This window comes from Nonomuraea sp. NPDC051941 (genome assembly GCF_044593615.1).
Map to the genome: position 1 here is coordinate 89,513 of NZ_JBIUCF010000001.1, position 25,140 is coordinate 114,652.

The window sequence follows — 25,140 nt, forward strand, 5'->3', positions numbered from 1 at the left end:
TCTCGGCGCCTATCTCGGTGCGATGAACAACGTCTGGATCGCCGTGCCGACTTCACCTGTCCCGTCGTACAGGGTGGACCGGGTCAGGCCCCTGCCGGACGGGCCGACGACCGTGGCGGCGTCCATGCAGATCCATTCGCCTTCGGGGGCGCGGAACAGCGAGATGGTCAGGTCCACGTTCACGAACACGTGCGTGTCGAAGCCGAGGGCGGCGCTGACGCCGTTGCCGCTGTCGGCGAAGGCGGCCAGGCGCTCCATCGGGGTGAACTCCTCGCCCTCGACCAGCGGCACCGTGAACCGGCCCCAGACCGTGGCGGGGCCGGGCCGCGTGGGGCCGCCTTCGGCGAAACGCCAGTCGAGCGCGCGGCCGTACCCGAATCCCGAGCCGAGCCACGAGCGGGCGGCCTCCTCCGAGGGCGGCGGGACCGGCCCCGGTGGCCCGGGGACCGGCGAGGCGGGCGTGTCGGCCGTACGGATGCGCCAGGCGCTCGCCCTGGCGTACTCGCGGCCGCCGGACGAGACGCTGGCCGACAGGCACTGCACGCGCTTGCCGTCGCGGGTCACGTCGGTGGCGATCTCCAGCTCGGCCACGGGCACGGGGGCGAACACGTCCACCACGAGCTTGGACAGTTCCAGGCCCGGGCGCGGCGCGGTCTGGGCCAGCTCGTGGACGATCAGGGCGGTGACCGGGCCCATGTGCTGGGTGCGCGGGTCCCACGGGCCCTGCGTGTGCTCGGAGGCCCGGTAACGCCCTTCGGTCAAGCGGGTGTACATCGCCATAGAAGAAAATTCTACGGTGGTCCGCGTCCGGCGGTCCGTCGCGGGGACCGTTCCTAGAACTCGTCCGGGATGTCGGCGATGTCGTCCAGCGCCGCCGCCAGCTCGTCGGGGTCGCCGCCGATCCGCTCGGCGATCTCGATCAGCACGTGGAGCACGTCGTGGCGGTCGTGGCCGAGGTCGAGCAGGCGCTGCGCGGCCTCCCACAGCTGCGGCGGGTCGCCCTCCCACAGCCGGGTGGCGATCTCCTCGTGCCAGGCCAGGTGCTCCTGGTCGATCGCGTCGCCGTGGTCGATCTCGAGCAGCGTACGCCGGTCCGCCTGGTCGGCGGGGTTGAGCTTGTCGAGCTCGATCCCGTTGTGCACGCCCTGCAGGTACGGGAACGCGAAGACCCGCCTGGCCAGCGCCGACAGGTCGCCGTCCGGCAGCAGCCGCTCCAGCAGCGGCCGGTCGAGCCCGAAGGACGTCGGGTCCCGATATGCCTCGGGGAACTTGCCGATCGCCTCCCACACCGCGTCCAGCGTGGCCTTGAGCCCCTGCTCCGGCAGGCCCGTGCGGTGGGCGGCGAAGCGCACCCACGCCGACAGCACGTGCGGCATCGCCTCCTGCTCGGCCACGCTCAGCATCACCTTGCGCGGCAGCCAGTCGAGCAGGAACGTTTCACATTTGGTCGGGCTGACCCGCAGCGGACGGTTGAAGTCCTGGTCGCAGCCGTAGTCGATGATGTGGTCGGCGCAGCGCGAGGCCGCCGACGGGTCGGACAGGTGCTCGGCCGCGTCGGACGCCAGGAACTCCGCCGCCAGCATGGCCCGCCGCTCCCTGCTGTACGGGGCCTCGGTGTGCCGCGGCGCAGGCCGCTTGCGCCCGGGAGGCAGCGCCTTGAGCCTGGCGCGGGCGAAGGCGTGGTAGGCGCTGTAGCTGTCGCTCACCGGCGGCGGCGTCTTCGGCTCCCTGGTGGCCTTCATGGCCGACTCCAGCAGCGCCCTGGCCTGCTCGGGCTCGATCTCCTCGAACAGCAGCAGCGGATTGCCCGCCGCCTCGGCCCTGGCCTGCTCCAGCAGCTTGTCGACCTGCGAGGACACCCAGGCGTCCCGGGCCATGCCGCTCATGTTGTAGTCGACCACCATGACGAGCGCGTGCCGGTCGACGGGCAGCGAGTCCTCGTCCCAGCGGTAGGCGAAGGTGCAGATCACCGTGTCCTGGTCGCCGTAGGAGTCGCGGGAGACGTAACAGCCCGCCGGCTTGACCGCGCCCACCCGGTCGGCCCAGCCAGGCCTGGCCACCCCCGACTCCATCATGGCCAGCGCCGCGCCCTCGGCCTTGGCGCCCTGGCGGGCCGTGCCCAGATAGGCCAGGCAGATGAGCAGCGTCAGCGAGGCCGGCGTGCCGGCCTTGGCGGCGTAGTCGACCAGTCCCTCCCCGAGCACCTGCTCCACGTCGCCGCCCCTGACCCGCCTGCCCCACCAGGCCCCGATCATGTCGGAGACCATCAGCTCCGCGTCCAGAGGGGTGCGTACGGCGAGCAGCTCGCGAGCCGCCTGCACCATCTCCTTGAACACGTCGTCTGGCGGGGTGCTCTCCCGGGGATCTCGTCGGTGTCGGCGCACACCCTCACTCTCTCGTATTCCAGGCGCAAACGGTGCGGAGAACTCGGCCTGGTGACCCCGATGTTATCGGGGACTTCTGGATGGGACTTAACTCGACTTCCGGGCTTTTGTTTGGTTACCGGGAACTTCGGGGCGGAGGCGCTGAGTTGACGATCGCGAGCAGATGCTCGCGAGCGATGCGCTCCACGATCTCCGGCGTCGCCGAGACGCCGAGATGCTGCGCACACGCGCACACGTCGGCCACGCAGCGGTCGATCGTGTCCACGGGCACGGTCAGGAACTCTTCGGCCAGCCTGAGACTGACCGGCTCCCGCAGGAACCGTGTGGCCAGAGCGAGCATAGAAGTGAGATTCCTCTGGAGACCAGGGGGCAAACCCCCAGGAATGTCGGCAGGGCGACTTGCGCTCTCATTTCACCTTTTCTCGGGCGGCTGTCAAGGCTCCGCGGCGGTTGTGTTCACGTCACCCGGTGCCCATTCGTGCGAAGCTGTCTCCATGCGCATCCAGCTCGCCCAGCGGAGCGAGGCAGACGAGCTCCTCGGCCGCAGCCCGCTCGCCCTGCTCGTCGGCATGCTGCTCGACCAGCAGATCCCCATGGAATGGGCGTTCACGGGGCCATATACGATCTCCCAGCGTCTGGGCCACGACCTGACCGCCGGGGAGATCGCCTCCTACGACCCGGAGGCGTTCGCGGCGCTGCTGGCCGAGAAGCCGGCCGTGCACCGCTACCCCAAGTCCATGGCGGCCCGGGTCCAGCAGCTCGCCGCCTACTTCGTCGAGCACTACGACGGTCAGCCGGAGAAGCTGTGGGCAGACGCCGCCGACGGCAAAGAGTTGCTGAAACGACTGATGGCCCTGCCGGGATACGGCAAACAGAAGGCCCAGATTTTTCTGGCATTGCTGGGGAAGCAGTTGGAGGTCCAGCCGCCGGGCTGGCGGGAAGCGGCCGGACACTATGGCGAGGAGGGGTCGAGCCGGTCGGTGGCCGACGTGGTCGACGCCGACAGCCTGGCCCGAGTGCGAGCCTTCAAGCAGGAGGCCAAGCGCGCGTCGAAGTAGTTGGGGCCGGGGTCTCGGCCCCGGCGATCGAGCGCTGTAACCTGATCTTGCTGCGCAATGTGGAGCGACTTTGACAGGATGCGTAGACCCTAAAGGCGACCGGGCCGCGACGGGGGCTTCCGTCCACACATGCCCATCGCCGATGATGTACTGCAGAATCCGGTCGCCCGGAGCTGCGCTACGCCGATACACAGTTATGGAGATGTGCCGCGTGGGAGACCCTGGCACGCGACGGAGGTGCGGACCATGAGTGCCGAGACCTCCGTTCCCCGTCCCCGGGAGTCGGATGTGGACATCTCGGACTCCGCTCTGTTCAAGGGCATGTTGTCGGAGGCCGAGTTCGCCTTCGCGTTCTTCGACGGCGACGGCCGCATCCAGCGGGTCAACGACGTGTTCAGCGACGTCGTCAACGTGCCCGCCGAGCGCATGGCCGGCAGGCTGCCGGTCGAGGTGCTGGCCGCCGACCTCAGTCAGATCATCACCCACGCCGTGCAGGCCGTCATCGAGACCGACGCGCCCGTCACCGAGGGCCGCGTACGCGTGCGGACGGCGGAGGGCGACACCAGGCACTGGTCGCTGTCGTTCTCGCCGGTCCACGACGAGGCGGCGGGCGAGCTGCGCGCGATCGCGCTCGTCGGGCTCGACGTGACCGAGAGCCGCCAGACCGAGGAGGCGCTGCGCCGCAGCGAGGAGCGCTACCGCTCGCTCGTCGAGGCCCAGTCGCAGCTCGTCTGGATCACCTCCCCCACCGGCGCGGTCGTCGAGGACGCTCCCCAGTGGCGCGCCATCACCGGCCAGGGCCTGGAGGAATACCTCGCCAACGGCTGGCTGGAGGTCGTCCACCCCGAGGAGCGCCAGCAGACCGAGGAGGCCTGGAGAGAGGCGCTGCGCGGGCGCACCATGTTCGAGTGGAACTACCGCGTGCGCACCCGGGCCAGCGGCTACCGACACTTCGAGGTGCGGGCCGTGCCGATCATCAGGCACGGCCGGGTCGTCGAGTGGGTCGGCGCCAACACCGACGTCACCCCGCAGCGCGAGGCCGAGGAGATGCGCGGCCGGCTGACCGACCAGCTCGGCGCCGCCGCCCTGCGCACCGCCCGGCTCCAGGGCGCCACCGCCCAGCTGGCCGAGGCCCTGACGGTCGAGCAGGTGGTGCAGGTCATCATCGACGTGGGCCGCACGGCCCTGGCCGCCGACCGCTCGGCCGTGGCGCTGCTCGACCCCGACCGCGCGGCGCTCAAGCTGATCAACGGCGAGGGCATCATGGAGGCCTCCGGGATCACGGGCGACGAGATCCCGCTGTCCCACTCCAACGTGATGACCATGGCCGTCAACAGCCGCCGTCCGGTCTTCGCAGAGTCGCCCGAGTCGCTGAAGGCCCAGTTGCTCGAGGCGGGCGACGACGAGGAGATCCTGGCCGGTTTCATCACCCACGGCGACGAGCGGGCCTGGGTGGGCCTGCCGCTGCTGGCGGCGGGGAGGGCTCTGGGAGCGCTCCGATTCTCCTTCACGAGGCCGGTGAAGATCTCCCAGGAGGACGGCGTCTTCCTGGAGGCGCTGGCCGGCCAGTGCGCGCTGGCGGTCGAGCGGGCCACGCTGTTCGAGCGTGAGCACCGCACCGCCGAGACGCTGCAGCGCAGCCTGCTGCCCGACCGCCTGCCCGTGATCAAGGGTCTGGTGCTGGCCCAGCGCTTCCGCTCGGGCAGCCGCCACGTCCAGGTCGGCGGCGACTGGTACGACGCGTTCGTCCTGCAGGACGGGCGGGTCGCGGCGGTCGTCGGCGACGTCATGGGCAAGGGCGTCAAGGCCGCGGCGGGCATGGGCCGCATCCGCAACGCCATGCGGGCGCTGGCGCTGACCAACCCGCCGCCCGCGGCCGTGCTGACCGGGCTCGACCGGGTCTTCGAGGCCACGGAAGAGGAAGAACAGGTCACGACTTTGGCGTACATGGTCGTGGAGCCGGTCACCGGTGAGGGCACTCTGGCCCTGGCCGGCCACCCGCCTCCCGTCCTGGTTTCGCCGCAGGGCACGGCGATCCTGTGCGACGGCGAGCCCGGCACTCCGCTAGGCTGGCCGACCAGCCGCAGGCAGTTCCGGTTCGTGGTGCCGCCCGGCCATACCGCCGTGCTCTACTCCGACGGTCTCGTCGAGAACAGGAAGCGCGGGCTGGATGCCGGATTGGCAGACCTTTGCAGTGTTGTGACCGAAGCTCCGCCTGAAGTTGTGAGTAGTCCGCACATGTTGCTGGACTTCCTGGTTGACCGGATGTTGTCTGGATATGAACAGGATGATGACGTTACCGCGCTAGCAATTCACGTCCCGCCAGCCACGAAGAGTGACTGAATGAAACAGTCATAACGGTTGCTTTCGGGTATCAGTGCCCCGCTTACGTACGCACTACTGTCTCGGTCGGCCTAGGGTGGAGGTCAACCGCCGGGAGGTGGCCGTACGGAGCGCGGGGTCGTGCCAGAATGCTGTGCAGGTCCGTCGCGGTCCGCACGGCCTCACCGATCTCCGAGAGAGGCAACAGCCCCCCAGCGGGCATCTGGGTCCATAGTCGCCACGCGTTCGTTCGAGAGGTGTTCGTGTCGCCTGCAAGTTCGACTCGCTCGAAGCCACAAGAGCTGAACGAGCCCGTCATTCAGCGACTGCTCGAGCGTGGGCGCTCGCAGGGTTTCCTCGAGTCTGAGGATGTCCGTCAGGCCTTTGAGGAGGCGGACATCCCCATGTCGCACGCCGCCGCGTTCTTGCGGAACCTCAGCAAAGAGGGCGTGACCGTGGTCGTGACCGCCGCGGATTCGGCTGCGCCGAAGAAGTCTCGTGGTCCAGCAAAGCGCCGCACCGCTGCCCCCGTCAAGACCAAGACGGCAGCGGCCGCCAAAGAGCAGCAGCCCGAGACCGTGACCGCGGTCGTGGGCACCACTGAAGCCGAGCCGGCCGCCAAGAAGGCGGCCCCTGCCAAGAAGGCCGCTCCGGCGGCGAAGAAGGCCGCGGCTCCCGCCGCCGCCAAGAAGGCCGAGCCGAAGAGCGCTGGGCCTGCCGAGACCAAGCCGAAGCCCGAGTCCCGGGCCGACGCCGACGACGACGAGGACATCGAGCTCGACGGCGACGTGGAGCTGGAGGACCTCGAGGATATCGACGTCGAGGACGACGAGATCGTGGCCGAGGACTCCGACTCGGAAGGTGAGGAGGAGTCCGACGACGAGTCCGACGCCGAGCCCAAGCCTTCCGAGGTCGCCGCGGTCCAGAAGACCGAGGACGAGGTCCTCATCCTCTCCGACGACGACGATGACGCCCCGGTCGCCCAGGTGGCCGCCGCCGGCGCCACCGCCGACCCGGTCAAGGACTACCTCAAGCAGATCGGCAAGGTCCCCCTGCTCAACGCCGAGCAGGAGGTCGAGCTCGCCAAGCGCATCGAGGCGGGCCTGTTCGCCGAGGAGCAGCTCGGCGGCGGGGAGACCGAAGGGCTGCCGGTCGACGTCAAGGCCGAGCTGGAGTGGATCGCCGAGGACGGTCGCCGGGCCAAGAACCACCTGCTGGAGGCCAACCTTCGGCTCGTGGTCTCGCTGGCCAAGCGCTACACCGGCCGCGGCATGCTCTTCCTCGACCTGATCCAGGAAGGCAACCTGGGTCTGATCAGGGCCGTCGAGAAGTTCGACTACACCAAGGGCTACAAGTTCTCCACCTACGCCACGTGGTGGATCCGGCAGGCGATCACGCGTGCCATGGCCGACCAGGCGCGGACCATCCGCATCCCGGTCCACATGGTCGAAGTGATCAACAAGCTGGCCCGCGTCCAGCGGCAGATGCTGCAGGACCTGGGCCGCGAGCCCACGCCGGAAGAGCTGGCCCGCGAGCTGGACATGACGCCCGAGAAGGTCGTCGAGGTCCAGAAGTACGGCCGTGAGCCCATCTCTCTCCACACCCCGCTGGGTGAGGAGGGCGACAGCGAGTTCGGCGACCTCATCGAGGACTCCGAGGCCATCGTCCCGGCCGACGCCGTCAGCTTCACGCTGCTCCAGGAGCAGCTGCACTCCGTTCTCGACACGTTGTCGGAGCGGGAGGCGGGCGTCGTCTCGATGCGCTTCGGTCTCACCGACGGGCAGCCGAAGACGCTGGACGAGATCGGCAAGGTTTACGGGGTCACCCGTGAGCGCATCCGCCAGATCGAGTCGAAGACCATGTCCAAGCTGCGCCACCCCTCGCGCTCCCAGGTCCTCCGGGACTACTTGGACTAACACGCACGAATCCCCCGCCCCGCTCGGTCCTTCCGCGCGGGGCGGCGGCATTCCCACCCACCATCCCACTCCACGTCTGCCACACCGCAGCCGGCTCCGCCGCACGCCCGCCACCCAGCCGACGGCCCTGTCCCACACCCCGTCACCCAACTGACGGCTCTGTCTCACATCCCGTCACCCAACTGACGGCCCTGTCTCACACTCCGTCACCCAGCCGACGGCACTGCTGCACGCCCCGCCAGACCGCTGACGGTTCTGCCGTACTCCCCGCACCGCCGTGGATCATGGTCGCTCGTCGCACCGTTGGCACCTCGACTGCACCTCCACCGCCCCACCACACCGGCCGTTGGCACCGCCGCTGCGCCCCCGCCATCGCCCCACCGGCCGTTGCCACCTCGGCTGCACCCCCGTCCCCTCCGCACCGGCCGATGGCACCGCCGCTGCGCCGTCGGTGGCTGTTCGCAGTCCCCAACGCCTCAGTTGCACCATCGCCGCGCCCCCCACCCCGACGGGACCGCCACTGCAGCGTCGATGGCTTGTCGCACTACCACCGCCCCCACTGCACCACGGGTGGCTCTGTCGCGCTCCCGTCGCTCTCCATCGCACTACGGGGCGCCCCCGATCGCATCGCTGGCGCCGCGTATATCCAGCGTCGCGGCCGTACGACACGCCCGGGCAGCCGATGATCGTGCGAAACGCCTGGGCAGTTCGCGATCGCGCGACACGCCCGGGGCGCTGCGCCGACGTTCGTGGCCCGTAGCCCGTAACGTGCCTCCGACACGCCCGGGCGGCCCGTGCGACCCTTACGCCGGGTCGGTGACGTGCACGTCGAGGGTCCAGGGGCGGTTGGCGCGGGCGGGCTCGGCCAGGTCGATGGTGTGGCCCAGGGTATCGAGGGTCTTGGCCAGCTCGTCAGGGGTGTCCGGAGCGGTGTCGTGCCGCAGAAGGGCTCGGGCGATCTCCCCCCGGGTCGCCTTGGCCATGTGGCTGACGACCTTGCCGTCCCGGAACACCCGTACCGTCACCGACCGCGCACCAGGCTGCCAGGCGCTCGCGTACGTGGCCGAACGGAGATCCACCACCAGTCCCGGCACCCGGTCCAGCTCCTTGGCGATCAACGGACGCCAGAACGTGCCCAGCCCGCCGAGAGGCGGGAGATTGACGCCCATCGAGAGCCGGTACGGCGGGATGAGATCTGTGATTCTCACCACACCCCACAGGCCGGAGAAGATCAGCACCGACTCCTCCGCCCGCCTCCGCGCCTCTTCGTCGAGGGTGCCCAGCCCAAGGTTGTCGTAGAGGACGCCGGTGTAGAGATCGGCGGCCGGCAGGGTGGGGGCGGTCTTGAGGGCGGCGTTCTTGACCAGTTCGCCCGCCAGCCCGGGTGTGAGGCCGAGCACGTCGAGGGCGTCGCGGCGCTTGGAGGCCCGTACGAGCGCGTTCAGCACGCGCTTGCGGGCCTTGTCGAGGGTGGGGAAGGACAGCTCGCCGACGGGCGGCCCGCTGCCTTCGGGCGCCTTCCCCTCGGACGGCGGCAACAGGATCAGCACAACCCCTTACCTTATTGCTCCTGGTCGGAGGCTCTCCCGCCGTCCCCGTCACGATCTTTTACGGTGGCCCAAGCGGGCACCACCCGCCGACCGTGGCCGGGCCCTGTCCAGGGTGACGCTCACCGGGTGGACATGGCCGGCCGCCGCAACGGCGCCCCCTGGACCATGTTCTTCGCTGAATCGTCGGCCTCGGGCGCAGGCTCCCGGCATGGCGGCGAGTCCCGCTCCGGTGTCGGCCCGGCCCTGCGGCACGCTGTTGAAGCGTTCTGAGGAGGCTTCAGCCCCGGCAACCGGTGCCCGGCAGGCAGGAGGGAGGGCGTATTCGGAGGTCGGCTAGGCTGCGCGGGTGAATTTCGACCTCCTTGTCCATGAGGCCTGGCCCGCCTATGAGCAGCGCGTTCACGACGGATGGGTGCTGCGTTACGCCGGTGGCGTGACCAAGCGGGCCAACTCGGTACTCCCTCTGGACGAGCCCGCCGACCTGGACGGGGCGATCGAGGTGGCGGAGGCCTTCTACGGGGAGCGCGGGGTGCGTTGTGTCTTCTCGCTGGGGCCGAACGCCACGCCCGGGCTGGACGAGGAGCTGCAGCGGAGAGGCTATGAGCTGGTCGATCCGACCGTCATCATGGCCGGCTCGCCCGCCGGCCCTCCGCCCCCGTACCAGGTGAGGATCGAGGACCGGCCGTGGCAGGGCTGGCTGGAGACGTGGTGGGCCGTGGACGGTCGTTACGGCACCGGGTTCGAGGAGGCGGAGCGCATCTGCACCGGGGTGCCCGCCTGGTACGCGGCGTTCGAGGAGGACGGCGTGGCGCTGGCCGTCGGCAGGGCCGTGCCCCAGGCCGGCACGTACGGTGTGTCGGGGGACGAGGCGTCCTCGCAGAGTGACACCCTTGGGATCTACTGCATGGCCACCCTGCCCCAGGCCCGCAGGCGAGGACTGGCTCGTGCGGTCATCCGGGCGCTCGTGCGGCATGCGGATGCGAAATCCGCCTACCTGGTCACCACGGCCCCGAACCTGGCCGCTCAGGCTCTCTACCGTGGTGAGGGACTCGAGATCGTGGACCGGTACCACTACCGGGTCCGCTGACCGGCCCTACTGTCGCTTTGGCCGCGGCCGATGCTCTGGGCACGACCGCGTCGATATCGGTCCCGGCGGCCGCTCTGCGGGGCTCTGGCGTCCCGCGAAGTCGCGCGTCCGCCTGCCAAGGCACGCGTCTGCCTGTGAAGCGGCGTACCTGCCCGTGAAGTCGCACGTCTGCTTGCGAAGCGGCGCGTCTGCCCATGAAGCGGCGTGTCTGTCGCGAAGTCGCGCGTCTGCTTGCGAAGTGGTCGGCCTGCCCGCGAAGTCGCGCGTCTGCGTGTGCACCGGCCGTTCCGCTCGTATAAACCCCGTTCTCCGTGCATGACGGCGTGTCTTCGGGCATACCAGAGTGACTGAACGCAGAACGGCGGCCCCGGGCGGTGCCGGGGTCGCCGTTCTGCGTTGTCGCTATATGTGGTTATCTCAGCACGACAGGCGCTGCGTCAGCGCTCGTCGTTGGGGGCATTTGAAGGGGTTTCGCTGAGTCGAGCCGACTCGTCCAGGATGTCGGCACCCTTTTCGCGCAGCGCTGCGATGTGCTGACGCCCGTGGTGGGCGCAGAACAGCAACTCCCCACCCACAGGCAGGGTCGCGCGAATGTAGGCCTGGGCGCCGCAGCGGTCGCAGCGGTCGAGGGCCGTCAGCGGCTTAACGGGGGCGAGAGCTCCAGTCACGTATCGCCTTTCGGGTCACCCCCGCCGAAGCGAGGATCTGGCGTCAGTCACTTGGAACAACATCTAACCGGACGTGGACGTTCCCAACCGCCCCCTCTCTACGCCCAGAGCGGAATGTGTCCCAAAGTAATGACGATCAGCCGGTTGGTAACGGCAAACGTGTCGGCATGGCAAGCTTGTACGCGCGCGTGTGGGAAGAACGGTAAGCTACGCACACGTGTTCGATGCCTAGACCAGGGGAGCTGGAGTGACGCTAGTGGAGGCGGGTTACACGGCTCGTCACCTGTCGGTGCTTGAGGGCCTGGAAGCAGTTCGCAAGCGCCCTGGTATGTACATCGGGTCCACCGACAGCCGCGGGCTCATGCACTGCCTCTGGGAGATCGTGGACAACGGCGTCGACGAGGCGCTGGCGGGTCATTGTGACCGCATCGAGGTCGAGCTCTACGCCGACGGTTCCATCGAGGTGCGCGACAACGGCCGGGGCATCCCCGTCGACATCGAGCCCAAGAGCGGTCTGGCCGGGGTCGAGCTGGTTTATACCAAGCTGCACGCGGGCGGCAAGTTCGGCGGCGGCTCCTACGGCGCGTCCGGTGGTCTGCACGGCGTGGGCGCCTCCGTGGTCAACGCCCTGTCCTCGCGAGTGGACGTCGAGGTCGACCGCGACGGCAAGGTCCACGAGATCAGCTTCCGCCGTGGCGTCCCCGGGATCTTCGACGGCCCCGGGCCCACCGCGAAGTTCAAGAAGAAGTCCGGCCTGCGCATCGGCGACAAGCTCCCCAAGAACGTCGCCGGCACCCGTGTGCGCTTCTGGGCCGACAAGCAGATCTTCCTGCCCGACGCCGAGGTCTCGCTCGACGAGATCCACGTGCGCCTGCGGCAGACCGCGTTCCTGGTGCCCGGCCTGACGCTGGCCGTCTTCGACAGCAGGCACGAGGAGCGCACCGAGGAGGAGTTCCGCTTCGACGGCGGCATCTCCGAGTTCACCGAGTTCCTGGCCCGCGACGAGGCCGTGTGCGAGGTGCTGCGGCTGCAGGGCCTGGGCCACTTCCACGAGACCGTGCCGGTCCTCGACGACCAGGGCCACATGACGCCCACCGAGGTGCAGCGCGAGCTCACCGTCGACGTGGCGATCCGCTGGGGCAAGGGCTACGAGTCGACCGTCCGCTCGTTCGTCAACGTGATCTCCACCCCCAAGGGTGGCACCCACCTGACCGGGTTCGAGCGCGGCCTGGTGCGCACGGTCAACGAGCTGCTGCGCGAGACGCGCCTGCTGAAGAACGGCGACGACCCCGTCACCAACAGCGACATCTCCGAGGGCCTGACCGGCGTGGTCACGGTCCGGGTGCCGGAGCCGCAGTTCGAGGGCCAGACCAAAGAGGTGCTCGGCACCTCTGCGGCCACCCGCATCGTCTCCCACGTGGTCTCCCGCGAGCTGAGGGAGCTGTTCACCAACCCGCCGCGCGGCTTCAAGCAGCAGTTGCGTGCTGTGCTCGAGAAGATCGTCGCCGCCGCCAAGGCCCGCATCGCGGCCCGCGAGCACCGCGACAACCAGCGGCGCAAGAGCGCGCTGGAAAACTCGGCGCTCCCGGCGAAGCTGGTCGACTGCCGCAGCGACGGCATCGACCGCAGCGAGCTGTTCATCGTCGAGGGTGACTCGGCCCTTGGCACGGCCAAGCTGGCCCGCGACTCGGAGTTCCAGGCGTTGCTGCCGATCCGGGGCAAGATCCTCAACGTCCAGAAGGCGTCCGTGAGCGACATGCTCAAGAACGCCGAGTGCGCCGCCATCATCCAGGTCGTCGGGGCCGGGTCCGGGCGCTCGTTCGACATCGAGTCCGCCCGCTACGGCAAGGTCATCCTCATGGCCGACGCCGACGTGGACGGCGCCCACATCCGCTGCCTGCTGCTGACCCTCTTCCACCGCTACATGCGGCCGATGGTGGAGGCGGGGCGCGTGTTCGCCGCCGTGCCGCCGCTGCACCGCATCGAGCTGACCAACCCCGGGCGGGGCAAGGAGAAGTACATCTACTGCTACTCGGACGCCGAGCTGCAGAAGGTGCTGCGGGATCTCGAACGCCGGGGCAAGCGGTGGAAGGACCCCGTGCAGCGGTACAAGGGTCTGGGCGAGATGGACGCCGACCAGCTGGCCGAGACGACCATGGACCCGCGCCATCGCGTCCTGCGCCGCGTCCGCATCGAGGACGTTGAGGAGGCCGAGGCCATCTTCAACCTGCTCATGGGGAGCGAGGTTGCGCCTCGGCGGGAGTTCATCGTCAACAGCGCCGCCGAGGTCGACCGCGACCACATCGACGCCTAGCCGTTCTGCCGTCCGGTGAGGTTGGGTACGCGGCGGGCGTCTGGAAGGCCGCCCAAGGGGCCCAGGGAGAGACCGCCCGGGGTGCCCAGGGTGGCTGGTGAGCTCGTTGTGAACGGTCAGGGGAATTCCTGAGGCATGCGCGCGCGGCTCTGAGGTGCCATGCAGGGCCGTTTGGCGGTCTCCTGGAGTGGTACGCCGGGTCGCGGCTCAGCGCGGCCTCTCGAGGCTCTGACGCGCGGAGCGGGGCTCCGGATCCCTACGCGTGCGCCGCCGGCTCTTCGCTGACGGTTCTCAGGGCCATGGTGCGGGCTGCTCGGTTGTGAGGGTCCTGGGCTTTGGATACGCGGGCCGCTCGCGTCGTCTTGGGTGCCGTCTGGTCGGGGGTGGGGTGTGAGGGCCGCCGGCACGTACGAGATCGTGCTCGGGGGAATGATGGCGACTTCGGTCCCCGAGACCACCTTGGTTCCACCGAGCCGTCACATCGATGGCGAGCCCGCCCACAACCGCAACCGGCGCGTGCCCCCACGAAGTCGTCCGCGCTCGTACCGTCGGGGACGGGGGGAGAGCTCGGAGATCCTCTCGTACGCGCCCAGGGCGGGCCCGGGGCGCCCGGTCATGCTGTACGGACCGGGCGCCACTCAGGCCAGGTGAATTCCTTCAGAACGCGGCAGGCGTCAGCCGGCCCGTGCGGACGTCGTAGATGGCTCCCGCGATCGGCATGCCCTCCGGCAGGAACGGGCTGGTCCTGATGCGGGTGAGGTCGTGGCGGAGCGCCTCGGTCTGGTCGGGGACCGTGTGGAACTCCAGGCTGCGGGTGTCCACCCCGCGTTCCTGGGTGAGGGCGTGGACGTCCGGGTCGGTGACCTTGGCCATGCCGCAGTCCGTGTGGGGCATGACGAGCACGCGTTCCACGCCGAGCAGGTAGACGGCCAGCACCAGGGTGCGCAGGACGTCGTCCGTCACCCGGGCGCCCGCGTTGCGCAGGATCTTGGCGTCGCCGGGCTTCAGGCCCAGCAGGCCGAGCGGGTCGATGCGGGAGTCCATGCAGGTCACGACGGCCAGCCCACGGCCGGCGCGGCCGGTGAGGCCGGAGTTTCCGAACTTCTTGGCAAACCTCGCGTTGGCGGCATACAGGTCGTCGAACGCACTCATGCAACAAATGATGCACTGCGCCCCAAGGTCAGTGATGGACGGGGTGGCGACTGGCCGGAGTTGGCAAACATCCCACGAAAAACCGTCACCTTGCGTGATGATGTCGTAGCCGTATGTACGTGATCGAAGAAGGTTTGTCGTGAGTAGGTCCGAATCGCTCGCCGAGTACCTCCGTGCCCAAGCCCGGCGCCGCCTCGACCGCGTGGAGTCCAAGGACGGCGGTCGCAACGCCAGGCTGGCCCTGGCTCTCCTCGACACCGCCGCCTACGCGGCCAGCCTGCCCGAGGACGATCCGCTGATCCTCATGCTGGACCAGGCGGGCTGCTACGGGCCCCTGGGGTGCGAGAGCTTCGACCCCGGCGAGGGGGGCAACCAGCTGATCCGCCACTGGGACGGCGGCGAGCCGCACGAACTGCTGCTGGCCCTCCCGCCCGCCGTCAGCGCCGCGGGCGCCTGAGCGGCCCGCCCGCTCGCCGCCCGCGGGCTCCGCCACGCGGGTGCCGCCGGGTTCGAGCACGTCGAACCCGGCGAACATGCGTGCCATCTTCTCGCGGCCGCAGCGCCGGCTCCTTCCCGGCGGCCCCACCGCCAGGGCCGACCAGGTGACTGCCGTGGGCAGGCGGTGGCGACGCGCCACACGGGCAGGCAGTGGGCACCTCAGACCAGCTTGCCGGGGGCAGGCGGTGGGCACCTCAGACCAGCTTGCCGAGGTCGGTCGGCCGTCACCGCGTCCCGGTGCTGCTCGGCTGGGCACCGCCCGGTGAGCAGGGCGGGAACCGGATCACGCGGGAGCGTTGCCCGGCTTCCACTTGATGCCGCAGCCGAGCGACGGGTTCTGCTCCCCGGGCACCGGCTCGCCCTCGAGCACGGCGTCGATGGCCGCGCGCAGCGACTCGCCGGTCACCGGCACCGAGTTGCCCGGCCTGGCGCCGTCGAACTCGCCCCGGTAGACGAGCTGCAGGTGCGCGTCGTACAGGAAGAAGTCCGGCGTGCACGCCGCCCGGTAGGCCTTGGCGACCTCCTGGGTGTCGTCCAGCAGGTACGGGAACGCGAACCCGGCCCGCGCCGCCTGCTCCGCCAGGTGTGTCGGATCATCGTCCGGGTAGTTCACGCTGTCATTGCTGCTGATCGCGACTATGGAAAGCCTGGCGCCGTAGTCGGCGGCCAAGGCGCCCAGCCCCTTCTCGATGTGGCGCACATACGGGCAGTGGTTGGACAGGAAGACCACCAGAGTGGCGGGCGAGCCTTTGAGATCCCCGAGTGAGACACTGCCGCCGTCGATGGCGGTCAGGTCGAAGGCGGGTGCTGGGGTGCCGAGCGGCACCATGTACGAGTTGGCAGCCATGGCATCCATTCTTGTCTGCGGACGTGCCCGCAAAACGAAGACGTGCCCGCAAAACGAATCTGAGAGGTGAATCGAGTGAGTGGCATCGCTGAGTTCCGCACTGTCGTGCTCGACTGTCCCGACCCCGGAGCGCTGGCCGAGTTCTACTCCCGGCTGCTGGGATGGCCCGTCACCTACGCGGATGACGAGTGGGCGCTGGTGAGCGACGGCGGGGCTCCCAAGCGAGTCGGGTTCCAGCTCGCGCCCGACTTCCGGCCGCCCACCTGGCCGGATCCGGAGCGCCCCCAGCAGCTCCACCTCGACGTGACGGTGGTCGACATGGACGAGGCGGAGAAGCAGGTGATCGAGATCGGCGCGATCAAGCACGAGCACCAGCCGAGCGAGGACGACAGCTTCCGGGTGTTCCTGGATCCGGCCGGACACCCGTTCTGCCTGTGCCGCGCCTGACGTGAGGGGCTGTCCCCGCCCCCGGCGGGGACAGCCCCTCGTGACCTCAGCGGGCGGCCTGGGCCAGCAGGTCCACCGCCTTCCTCAGGTTGCCCGCCGCCAGTTCGTGGTCGGCCGCCGCCTGCAGGTCGGGCCGCCTGCCCGCGCTCTGCGCGACGTCCCTGGCCACCGACACGACGGCGTCGTCCACGGTGTACGTGTCCGTCTTCGACCGTTCGAGCAGCGTCGCGGCCGTGCCCAGGGCGCCCAGGACGGCCCGCGCGTCACGTACGGACCCGTCGGCGTTCCAGACGCGCGCGGGCAGCGCGAGGACCAGCGCCGCGGCCTTGGAGAACCCGTCGCCGAAGGCGAGCCGGTCGCGCGCCGCCTTGAGCCGGTCGCGGGCCCGGTCGGTACGCAGCCCCCACCCGTAAGGCCAGAGCGGGTCATAAGCCGCGTCGCCCACGTTGATCGGCAGCTGCGCCACCGAACGGAACCAGGTGAACGGCAGCCGCCCCGTGTACGGCACCGCCCCGAACAGCGGGTCGGCCACCCCCGCGCCCTCGGTGCCCGGCAGCCAGGAGGCCACCACGGCCTCGACGCCCGACAGGTCGCCGAGCTGCAGCGGACGCCCGGAGACGACCAGGACCGCGCACTTCATCGCCCCGCACACCTTGTCGATCGCTCCCCGGTCGGCGGCCGACAGCTCCAGCGTGCGCCCGGCGCGGCCCACGTCGCCCTGCCCCTCGGCGTACGGGGTCTCGCCCACCACCACGACGCCCACGTCGTGCCCGGCCGGCTCGGCCGCGGCGTCGCGGGAGTACGTCACGGAGGACGCGCGGGAGCGGATGGCCGACAGGATCGTGGTGCCGGGAGTGATCGGCCCGGACGAGCCCTGCCAGCTGATCGTCCAGCCGCCGGTCTGGTTGCCGATGTCGTCGGCGTTCGAGCCGGCCACGTAGATCCTGGCGTCGCGGCGCAGGGGGAGCAGGCCGCCGTCGTTCTTCAGCAGCACCTGCGACCTGGCCGCCGCCGTGCGCGCGACCGCCCGGTGGGCCGCCGAGCCGACGTCGTCGATCCCCGACCGGTCGGCGTACGGGTGCTCGAACAGCCCCAGCCGGAACTTCTGGGTCAGGATCCTGGCGACCGCGTCGTCCACCCGGCCGACCGGCACGCGCCCGGCCTCGACCTCGGCCTTCAGCGTGCTCTCGAAGGCCGGGTAGGCGTACGGCACCATGATCATGTCGAGCCCGGCGTTGACGGAGGTGCGCACGTCGCTCGGGTAGTCGCCGGGGATCTGGTCGATGGCCCGCCAGTCGCTGATCACGAACCCCTTGAAGCCCAGCCGGCCCTTGAGCACGTCCGTGATCAGCTCCTTGTGGGCGTGCATTTTGAGCGGGCCGTCACCGAAGTCGACGCTGGAGAACGACGGCATGACGGTGGCCACCCCGCGCTTGACCGCCTCCACGAACGGCGCCAGGTGGACCGCCTCCAGCTCCTGGCGGCCGACCTTGGTGACGCCCTGGTCGATCGTGTAGTCGCCGCTGGTCGAGGAGCCGTACGCGGTGCCGCCGTCGCCGACGTAGTGCTTGGCCGTGGCCAGCACCCCGTTGTCCTGCAGGCCGTCGATGACCGTGGCCATCCGCGACACCAGCGCCGGGTCCTCCCCGAACGACTCGTAGGCCCGCCCCCACCGGTCGTCGCGCGACACGCACAGGCACGGCGCGAAGTCCCAGGGGATGCCGGTGGCCTTGACCTCGCGGGCGGTGATCTCGCCCGCCCGCTCGACGAGGTCGGGGTCGCGGGTGGCGCCCAGGCCCACGTTGTGGGGGAAGATCGTCGCGCCGACCACGTTGTTGTGGCCGTGCACGGCGTCCACGCCGTAGATCAGCGGCACCTGGAGCCGGGTCCGCTGCGCCTGGAGCTGGAACGCGTCGATCATGTCGGCCCAGGCCCGCGGCGTGTTGGACGAGGGGGTGGAGCCGCCGCCCGACAGCAGGGAGCCGAGCACGTACGTGGCGATGTCGCTCTGCTTGCCCAGCGCGCCGCGCTCGGCCTGCGTCATCTGCCCGATCTTCTCGTCCAGCGTCATCCGCCCGATCAGGTCGGCGACGCGTTCCTTGATCGGTTTGCGGGGGTTCAGGTAGGGGAGGCCGTGCGCGTTGATCACGACCACCGGAGCCTCGGCCGGGGGCCTGGTGCCCGTGCCGGACAGCTCGATCGGGATGGTCTCGGCGACCTCGTCCTGGCCGTCCTTCAGCATCTTGACCGTGAACGCCTTGGCGGCCCCGGACGCCGTGCCCGCGGGGAACGTCAGCGTGCCTTCGACGGGCGTGTAGTCGCCGCCGGGGGTCGCGGTGCCCGTACTGGTCCTGTAGGACACGGCCAGGTCGGCGGGCAGGGGGCGGCCGTCGGCGGTGGCGACGGTGACGTTGACCTTGGCCTCGCCCTTCTCGTTCACCGGGTAGACGGGCCGGTCGGTGAACAGCCTGACCGGGCGCGGGGGAGCGGTGCCGTAGAGCTCGACCTGGTCCCACTCCAGGGTGCCCTGGGAGGAGGCCGGGAGCCGCATCGAGTAGCCCCACATGGCGACCAGGTCCAGCTCACCGTCGGACGGCGCGCCGCCGGGCTGGTAGTCGGCGCGCCTGGTGAAGCTCCCGAACGGCACCTTCACCTGCCGCCAGCCCGCCGTGTCGTCGGTGAACGACGACTCGAACAGCTCGGCGGCGCCCGCCCCGCCGCCGCCGTCCTTGACCTCGAAGAAGATCTTCTGGCCCGAGGCGGCGCCGTTCACCCAGAAGGAGAAGCCCTCGTACGGGGACCAGTCCTGGGTGGCGGCCAGATCGTGCGACCAGCCGCCCCACTGGCTCACGTTGTAGACCGACTTGAGCACCCGGTTGGTCGCCGGGGCTCCCGGCCTGCCGGGGCCGGGCTCGATCGTGAGCGTGGGGGTCGAGGCCGCGTCGTTGCCCCAGGCGTACACGCCTGAGGGAACGCTGTCCGACTCGAAATCGGTGATCGTGAGGGGGTCGGCGGCCGCGGCCGCCCGTGGTGCGACGATCAGGGCGGCGAGCAGGGAAAGAGCCACCCATAACGGGCATCTGGATCGGAACACGGTACCTCCAGTGGGAGAGAGAGCGCTCTCTCAGGAGAGATCGGTGCCGATCCGTGATTCATAACAACGGAGCGGGCGCCCGCTGGTCGCGGGCGCCCGGCGCCGTCAGAGGGACGTCTGCTCGTCCGGGGCCGACCCGGACGGCAGGGCCTCGGGCCCAGAGGCGAGGGCGCCGCCGATCGCGCCGATGGTGTTGGTCAGCCGCACGCCCGAGCCGTCGCGCCGGCCGATCTCCTCCGGCAGCGGCACGGGCTTGCCCACCGCCGAGACCGCCTTGGCCGGCGCCGGGCCGGCCCACGCCAGCAGCAGTTCGTCCTCGCCCTTCAGGAACCGCTGCGCCCGGACCCCGCCCGTCGCCCGCCCCTTGGCCGGGAACTCGGCGTAGTCGGACAGCTTGCCGCCGCCCACCTGCGTGCCGGGCAGCGCGGTCGAGGAGCCCGCGATCGTGACCACCTGCGCGGGACGCTCGGGATCCACCACCCCGAACCAGATCACCCGCGCCCCGTCGTCGAGCCGGATGCCCGCCATGCCGCCCGCCGGGCGGCCCTGCGGGCGCACCTGCGAGGCCGGGTAGCGCAGGAGCTGGGCGTCGGACGAGATGAACACCAGGTCGTGCGACTCCGACACCAGCTCGACCGCGCCCACCACGATGTCGCCGTCCTTCAACGTGATCACTTCGAAGTCGTCGCGGTTGGCCGGATAGTCGGGCACCACCCGCTTGACCACGCCCTGCGCCGTGCCGAGGGCCAGGCCGGGGCCGTCGGGGTCGAGGGAGCCCAGGCCGACGACCTTCTCGTCGGGCTGCAGCGAGACGTATTCGGACACCGGGTGCCCGCCCGACAGGGACGGCGGGTTGGCCGTGGTCGGCAGGGTCGGCAGGTCGACGACCTGGATCCGGATCAGCCGGCCCAGCGACGTCACCACGCCCACCTCGCCGCGTACGGACGTCTTCACGACCGACACCAGCACGTCGTGCGCCGACCGTTCGCCCTCGCCGGACAGCGGCGTGGCGTCGGAGGTGCGGGCCAGCAGGCCGGTCGAGGACAGCAGCGCCAGGCACGGGTCGTCGGCCACCTGCAGGTCCACGACCGCGACCGGGGTGCGGGTGACGCCCGGCGCCTCCAGCAGGACGGTGCGGCGCGGCATGCCGTACTTCTTGGCCACGTCGGCGAGCTCGCCCGAGACCACCTGGCGCAGCTTGGCGTCGGAGGAGAGGATCTCGGTCAGCTTGGCGATCTCGTCGCTCAGCGTCTCCTTCTCCCGGTCCAGCTCCAGTTTGTCGAACCTGGTGAGCCGGCGCAGCGGCGTGTCCAGGATGTAGGAGGCCTGGATCTCGCTCAGGTCGAACACGTCCATCAGCCGCGTGCGGGCCTCGGCCGAGTCGTCGGAGGAGCGGATGACCTGGATGACCTCGTCGATGTTGAGCAGGGCGATGATGAGGCCGTCGACCAGGTGGAGGCGCTCCTCACGCTTGCGCCGCCTGTACTCCGACCTGCGGCGCACCACCTCGAGCCGGTGGTCGACGTAGACCTGGAGCATCTCGCGCAGGCCGAGCGTGCGCGGCTCGCCGTCGACGAGGGCGACGTTGTTGATGCCGAACGTCTCCTCCATCGGCGTCAGCCGGTAGAGCTCCTCCAGGACGGCCTCGGGGATGAAGCCGTTCTTGATCTCGATGACCAGCCGGAGGCCCTTGTGGCGGTCGGTGAGGTCCTTGAGGTCGGCGATGCCCTGGAGCTTCTTGGCGTTCACCAGCTCCTTGATCTTGGTGACGACGCGCTCGGGGCCGACGTTGTAGGGGAGCTCGGTGACGACGATGCCCTTGCGGCGGGGCGTGATCTGCTCGACCGCGCACTTGGCCCGCATGCGGAACGTGCCACGCCCCGTCTCGTACGCGTCGCGCACGCCCTGCAGCCCGATGATCGAGCCGCCCGTCGGCAGGTCGGGACCCGGGACGAACGTCATCAGCTCGTCCAGCGTCGCGTCCGGCTTCTTGATCAGATGGCGGGCGGCGGCCACGACCTCGTTGAGGTTGTGCGGCGCCATGTTGGTGGCCATGCCGACCGCGATGCCGCTGGTGCCGTTGACCAGCAGGTTGGGGAACGCCGACGGCATGACGACCGGCTCGGTCTCCTGGCCGTCGTAGTTGGGCTTGAAGTCGACGGTGTCCTCGTCGAGGGAGTCGACCATGAGCATCGCCGCCGGGGCCAGCCTGGCCTCGGTGTATCGCATGGCGGCCGGCAGGTCGTCGGGCGAGCCGAAGTTGCCGTGGCCGTCGACGAGCGGCAGGCGCATGGAGAACGGCTGCGCCAGGCGCACCAGGGCGTCGTAGATGGCGCTGTCACCGTGGGGGTGCAGCTTGCCCATGACGTCGCCGACGACGCGCGACGACTTGACGTGGCCGCGATCCGGGCGCAGGCCCATCTCGCTCATCGAGTAGAGGATGCGACGCTGCACGGGCTTGAGGCCGTCGCGCGCGTCGGGCAGGGCGCGCTGGTAGATCACCGAGTAGGCGTACTCGAGATAGCTGGTGCGCATCTCGGAGGTGACGTCGATGTCGACGATCCGCTCCTCGAAGTCCTCGGGCGGGGGTGCAGTCGTGCGTCGGGCCATGTCGAACATTGTGCCGAAGGTATTCGGGTGCCCGCGACTCGTTGGCGTCACAAGTCGCGCGCGGCGTGTACGGAAGGCTCTCCCGGACGCCCCTTGACCAAGCAATTGCTTGGGTCGTACGTTCGGGCCGAGGGTTCCCACCTGTATCCGGAGGCGTCATGATCGAGTTCCATCCCGTGACCATGCATATCGGCGCCGAGGTCACCGGGGTCGATCTGCGCAAACCGCTGTCGCAGGAAGAGGTCGCCACCCTGCGGGCCGGCTGGCTCAGGCACCTCGTGCTGTTCTTCCGCGACCAGCACATCGACGACGAACAGCACCTGCAATTCGCCCTGAACTTCGGCACGCTCAACCACCCGGCCTTCAAGAAGGACTCCACCAGCCCCATCCACGTCCTCGACCAGACCTCACCGAAGGGCGAGGGCGGGGACGAGTGGCACAGCGACAACACCTTCGAGCCCACCCCGCCGATGGGCTCCCTGCTCCGCTGCGTCCAGCTGCCCAGCGTGGGCGGGGACACGTGCTGGGCGAACACGTACCTGGCGTACGAGACGCTCTCGCCGTCGCTGCAGCGGCTGTGCGACGAGCTGACCGCCGAGCACGACATCACGATGTCGATGAAGAAGGCGATCGCGAAGGGGCACCCGTTCGACCTGGCCGAGATCCAGGCCAAGTGGCCGCCGATGGTGCGCCCGGTGGTGCGCGTGCACCCGGAGACCGGCCGCAAGGCCCTGTTCGTCAACCGCGCCTCCACGACCCGCCTGGTGGGGCTGACGGACCGGGAGAACGAGGCGCTGCTGCCGCTCCTGATCGACCACATCCGGTCGCCGGAGTACCAGCTCCGGCTGCGGTGGCGGCCCGGCACGCTGGCGTTCTGGGACAACCGCCCGACCCAGCACTACGCGGTGGCCGACTACACCGAGCGCCGCCGCATGCACCGCGTCACCATCAACGCCTTCCCCGAGCACGCCGACAAATAGCGGGTGCGGGTGAGCCCCCCTGAGGTCACAGTTCCACCGAATGCGGGGCGGGTATGGCGGTCGGCGGCCCATTCCGTCGGAGAAAGCTGGTAACAAGGGGGGCATGAGTGAAGCCCCCGATGTCGCGATGCTGCGTGAAGAGGCCGAGGAGCGGTTGCGGGCCCTGGCCGGGGAGCACGCCGTGCTGCGCGAGGACCAGTGGGCCGCGATCGAGGCGCTGGTGCTGGATCGGCGGCGGGTGCTCGTCGTGCAGCGTACCGGCTGGGGCAAGTCGGCCGTCTACTTCGTGGCCACCGGGCTCCTGCGCGAGCTCGGCGAGGGCCCCACGGTCATCGTCTCGCCGCTGCTGGCGCTCATGCGCAACCAGATCGCCGCCGCCGAGCGGGCCGGCATCAGGGCCGTCACGATCAACTCCGCCAACCCCGAGGCGTGGGAGGAGATCTACGGCGAGGTCGCCGAGGGCCTGGTCGACGTGCTGCTGGTCAGCCCCGAGCGGCTCAACAACCCCGACTTCCGCGACAACGTCCTGCCCGAGCTGGCCGAGAGCGCCGGGCTCGTGGTGGTGGACGAGGCCCACTGCATCTCCGACTGGGGCCACGACTTCCGGCCCGACTACCGCAGGCTGGCCACGCTGTTCGAGGAGCTGCCGCCGGGCATCCCCGTCCTGGCCACCACCGCCACCGCCAACGCCCGCGTCACCCGTGACGTGGCCGAGCAGATGCGCCTGCCCGGCGACGACGGCGACGGCACGCTGGTGCTGCGCGGGGCGCTGGAGCGGGAGAGCCTGCATCTGAGCGTCGTGCGCCTGCCCACCGCCGAGCAGCGGCTGGCCTGGCTGGCGCAGACGCTGCGCGAGCTGCCCGGCTCCGGCATCGTCTACACCCTCACCGTCGCCGCCGCCCACGAGATCGCCGGATACCTGCGCGACCAGGGGTTCGAGGTGGCCGCCTACTCCGGGCAGACCGACCCGGCCGAGCGGCTGGCCGCCGAGGAGGCGCTGCTGACCAACAAGCTCAAGGCACTGGTGGCGACGAGCGCGCTGGGGATGGGGTTCGACAAGCCCGATCTGGGGTTTGTGGTGCACGTGGGGGCGCCGCAGTCGCCCGTCGCCTACTACCAGCAGGTCGGCCGGGCCGGGCGCGGGGTCGAGCGGGCCGAGGTGATCCTGCTGCCGGGCACCGAGGATCGGGATATCTGGTCATATTTCGCCTCGCTGGCGTTCCCGCCCGAGCCCGTCGTACGGACCACGCTCCAGACGCTCGAAGAGCGCGGCGTCATGTCCACCCCGGCGCTGGAGACGGCGGTCGACCTGAGCCGGAGCCGGCTGGAGATGATGCTCAAGGTGCTCGACGTGGACGGCGCGGTCCGGCGGGTCAAGGGCGGCTGGGAGGCCACCGGCGAGCCGTGGGCGTACGACGTCGAGCGTTACACCCGCATCGCCGCCGAGCGCAGGGCCGAGCAGGAGGCCATGCTGGGGTATCTGACGACGTCCGAGTGCCGGGAGCAGTTCCTGCGCAGGCACCTCGACGACGAGACCGCCACGCCGTGCGGCCGCTGCGACAACTGCACCGGGCGGCACCGCTCGCCGGAGATCGGCGCGCAGGCCGTCGAGGGCGCCCGCCAGCGGCTGAGCAGGCCCGGCGTCGAGATCGAGGCCCGCAGGCAGTGGCCCACCGGGCTGGCCGACCTGTCCGGGCGGATCAAGCCGGAGCTGGGCGCCGAGCCCGGCCGCGCGCTCGGGCGGCTGACCGACATCGGCTGGGGCAACCGGCTGCGGGAGCTGTTCCACGGGGGCGACGGGCCGGTGTCCGACGACGTGTTCAAGGCCGTGGTGCAGGTGCTGGCGTCCTGGGAATGGCGCGAGCGGCCCGTGGCCGTGGTCAGCGTTCCGTCCGCGACCCGCCCCACGCTGGTGCGGAGCTTCGCCGAGCGGCTGGCGTCCGTGGGCCGGCTGTCCTACCTCGGCGAGCTGGGCTATCGGGCGGGAGCGCCCGGGCAGCAGTTCAACAGCGCGAAGCGGGTGCAGGCCGTCCGGGGGACGCTCGCCATGCCCAAGGAGCTGGGCGCCTCGATCGCGCAGTGCGGCGGGCCGGTGCTGCTGGTGGACGACCGCGTCGACACGGGGTGGACGATGACGCTGGCGGCGGCCCTGATCAGGCACGCGGGCGCTCCGGCGGTCCTCCCGCTCGCCCTGGCCGTCACCTCGTGAGGCG

Annotated in this window: 18 protein-coding genes; 9 read left to right on the top strand and 9 right to left on the bottom strand. The window is 70.2% G+C overall.

From position 1 onward, the window contains the following. Window positions 1-9: 9 nt before the first annotated feature. From ACIHFD_RS00380 to ACIHFD_RS00390, 3 genes are all read right to left on the bottom strand, one after another. Window positions 10-780: a thioesterase family protein gene (locus ACIHFD_RS00380; RefSeq protein WP_350739146.1), complete on the bottom strand. Its 771-nt coding sequence runs from the start codon at window positions 778-780 to the stop codon at window positions 10-12. Window positions 781-833: 53 nt separating this feature from the next. After that, window positions 834-2,324 carry a hypothetical protein gene (locus tag ACIHFD_RS00385; protein ID WP_350739327.1) on the bottom strand — a complete coding sequence of 497 codons (1,491 nt, stop codon included), beginning with the start codon at window positions 2,322-2,324 and terminating at the stop codon, window positions 834-836. 175 nt (window positions 2,325-2,499) lie between these two features. Then, on the bottom strand, window positions 2,500-2,724 hold the full coding sequence (locus tag ACIHFD_RS00390; RefSeq protein WP_185078019.1) for a hypothetical protein: 225 nt from the start codon (window positions 2,722-2,724) through the stop codon (window positions 2,500-2,502). Between the two features lie 154 nt (window positions 2,725-2,878). On the opposite strand from ACIHFD_RS00390, the gene ACIHFD_RS00395 reads away from it, so the two are divergent. From ACIHFD_RS00395 to ACIHFD_RS00405, 3 genes are all read left to right on the top strand, one after another. Continuing rightward, complete coding sequence (locus tag ACIHFD_RS00395) at window positions 2,879-3,442, top strand: HhH-GPD-type base excision DNA repair protein (protein WP_397364942.1); 564 nt, start codon at window positions 2,879-2,881, stop codon at window positions 3,440-3,442. Window positions 3,443-3,688: 246 nt separating this feature from the next. Continuing rightward, complete coding sequence (locus ACIHFD_RS00400) at window positions 3,689-5,785, top strand: SpoIIE family protein phosphatase (protein WP_355204572.1); 2,097 nt, start codon at window positions 3,689-3,691, stop codon at window positions 5,783-5,785. A 242-nt stretch (window positions 5,786-6,027) separates the two neighbouring features. Continuing rightward, a complete protein-coding gene (locus tag ACIHFD_RS00405; protein ID WP_355204569.1) occupies window positions 6,028-7,680 on the top strand; it encodes an RNA polymerase sigma factor in 1,653 nt (550 codons plus the stop codon). An 803-nt stretch (window positions 7,681-8,483) separates the two neighbouring features. On the opposite strand, the gene ACIHFD_RS00410 is transcribed toward ACIHFD_RS00405, so the two are convergent. Then, window positions 8,484-9,230, bottom strand: coding sequence for a YaaA family protein (locus ACIHFD_RS00410; RefSeq protein WP_397364943.1), 747 nt, complete (start codon window positions 9,228-9,230; stop codon window positions 8,484-8,486). Between the two features lie 346 nt (window positions 9,231-9,576). On the opposite strand from ACIHFD_RS00410, the gene ACIHFD_RS00415 reads away from it, so the two are divergent. Then, window positions 9,577-10,317: a GNAT family N-acetyltransferase gene (locus ACIHFD_RS00415; protein WP_397364944.1), complete on the top strand. Its 741-nt coding sequence runs from the start codon at window positions 9,577-9,579 to the stop codon at window positions 10,315-10,317. Window positions 10,318-10,754: 437 nt separating this feature from the next. Here the strand turns inward: ACIHFD_RS00415 and ACIHFD_RS00420 are convergent, their stop codons facing one another. Continuing rightward, entirely contained in the window at window positions 10,755-10,985 is a 231-nt protein-coding gene (locus ACIHFD_RS00420) for a hypothetical protein (RefSeq protein ID WP_139635676.1), read from the bottom strand. A gap of 247 nt (window positions 10,986-11,232) precedes the next feature. On the opposite strand from ACIHFD_RS00420, the gene ACIHFD_RS00425 reads away from it, so the two are divergent. Beyond that, entirely contained in the window at window positions 11,233-13,299 is a 2,067-nt protein-coding gene (locus ACIHFD_RS00425) for a DNA topoisomerase IV subunit B (protein ID WP_350739129.1), read from the top strand. Between the two features lie 657 nt (window positions 13,300-13,956). Here ACIHFD_RS00425 and ACIHFD_RS00430 read toward each other — a convergent pair. Further along, window positions 13,957-14,451 carry a carbonic anhydrase gene (locus tag ACIHFD_RS00430; protein WP_350739128.1) on the bottom strand — a complete coding sequence of 165 codons (495 nt, stop codon included), beginning with the start codon at window positions 14,449-14,451 and terminating at the stop codon, window positions 13,957-13,959. Window positions 14,452-14,590: 139 nt separating this feature from the next. Between ACIHFD_RS00430 and ACIHFD_RS00435 the strand changes: the two genes are divergently transcribed. Continuing rightward, window positions 14,591-14,908, top strand: a complete 318-nt coding sequence (locus tag ACIHFD_RS00435; RefSeq protein ID WP_350739125.1) for a hypothetical protein — start codon at window positions 14,591-14,593, stop codon at window positions 14,906-14,908. 324 nt (window positions 14,909-15,232) lie between these two features. Here ACIHFD_RS00435 and ACIHFD_RS00440 read toward each other — a convergent pair whose 3' ends face one another. Continuing rightward, complete coding sequence (locus ACIHFD_RS00440; protein WP_355204557.1) at window positions 15,233-15,796, bottom strand: thioredoxin family protein; 564 nt, start codon at window positions 15,794-15,796, stop codon at window positions 15,233-15,235. A 75-nt stretch (window positions 15,797-15,871) separates the two neighbouring features. On the opposite strand from ACIHFD_RS00440, the gene ACIHFD_RS00445 reads away from it, so the two are divergent. Continuing rightward, the gene (locus tag ACIHFD_RS00445) at window positions 15,872-16,243 is read left to right on the top strand and encodes a VOC family protein (protein ID WP_397364945.1); all 372 of its coding nucleotides are present in this window, start codon (window positions 15,872-15,874) and stop codon (window positions 16,241-16,243) included. A gap of 46 nt (window positions 16,244-16,289) precedes the next feature. Here ACIHFD_RS00445 and ACIHFD_RS00450 read toward each other — a convergent pair whose 3' ends face one another. Next, window positions 16,290-19,337 (bottom strand): glycoside hydrolase family 3 N-terminal domain-containing protein, encoded by a 3,048-nt coding sequence (locus tag ACIHFD_RS00450; RefSeq protein ID WP_397364946.1) that lies wholly within the window; start codon window positions 19,335-19,337, stop codon window positions 16,290-16,292. 105 nt (window positions 19,338-19,442) lie between these two features. Beyond that, window positions 19,443-21,947: a DNA topoisomerase (ATP-hydrolyzing) subunit A gene (locus ACIHFD_RS00455; RefSeq protein WP_397364947.1), complete on the bottom strand. Its 2,505-nt coding sequence runs from the start codon at window positions 21,945-21,947 to the stop codon at window positions 19,443-19,445. Between the two features lie 158 nt (window positions 21,948-22,105). Here ACIHFD_RS00455 and ACIHFD_RS00460 point away from each other — a divergent pair, with 158 nt between their 5' ends. Further along, the gene (locus ACIHFD_RS00460) at window positions 22,106-22,927 is read left to right on the top strand and encodes a TauD/TfdA family dioxygenase (RefSeq protein ID WP_363966231.1); all 822 of its coding nucleotides are present in this window, start codon (window positions 22,106-22,108) and stop codon (window positions 22,925-22,927) included. Between the two features lie 103 nt (window positions 22,928-23,030). Next, the gene (locus ACIHFD_RS00465; RefSeq protein ID WP_355194080.1) at window positions 23,031-25,136 is read left to right on the top strand and encodes a RecQ family ATP-dependent DNA helicase; all 2,106 of its coding nucleotides are present in this window, start codon (window positions 23,031-23,033) and stop codon (window positions 25,134-25,136) included. The last annotated feature ends 4 nt before the right edge of the window (window positions 25,137-25,140 follow it).

Bases quoted from the DNA above. Each gene is read 5' to 3' on its own strand.
- ACIHFD_RS00380 (WP_350739146.1), bottom strand. From the start codon at position 780: ATGGCGATGTACACCCGCTTGACCGAAGGGCGTTACCGGGCCTCCGAG.
- ACIHFD_RS00385 (WP_350739327.1), bottom strand. From the start codon at position 2,324: ATGGTGCAGGCGGCTCGCGAGCTGCTCGCCGTACGCACCCCTCTGGAC.
- ACIHFD_RS00390 (WP_185078019.1), bottom strand. From the start codon at position 2,724: ATGCTCGCTCTGGCCACACGGTTCCTGCGGGAGCCGGTCAGTCTCAGG.
- ACIHFD_RS00395 (WP_397364942.1), top strand. From the start codon at position 2,879: ATGCGCATCCAGCTCGCCCAGCGGAGCGAGGCAGACGAGCTCCTCGGC.
- ACIHFD_RS00400 (WP_355204572.1), top strand. From the start codon at position 3,689: ATGAGTGCCGAGACCTCCGTTCCCCGTCCCCGGGAGTCGGATGTGGAC.
- ACIHFD_RS00430 (WP_350739128.1), bottom strand. From the start codon at position 14,451: ATGAGTGCGTTCGACGACCTGTATGCCGCCAACGCGAGGTTTGCCAAG.
- ACIHFD_RS00440 (WP_355204557.1), bottom strand. From the start codon at position 15,796: ATGGCTGCCAACTCGTACATGGTGCCGCTCGGCACCCCAGCACCCGCC.
- ACIHFD_RS00455 (WP_397364947.1), bottom strand. From the start codon at position 21,947: ATGGCCCGACGCACGACTGCACCCCCGCCCGAGGACTTCGAGGAGCGG.
- ACIHFD_RS00460 (WP_363966231.1), top strand. From the start codon at position 22,106: ATGATCGAGTTCCATCCCGTGACCATGCATATCGGCGCCGAGGTCACC.
- ACIHFD_RS00465 (WP_355194080.1), top strand. From the start codon at position 23,031: ATGAGTGAAGCCCCCGATGTCGCGATGCTGCGTGAAGAGGCCGAGGAG.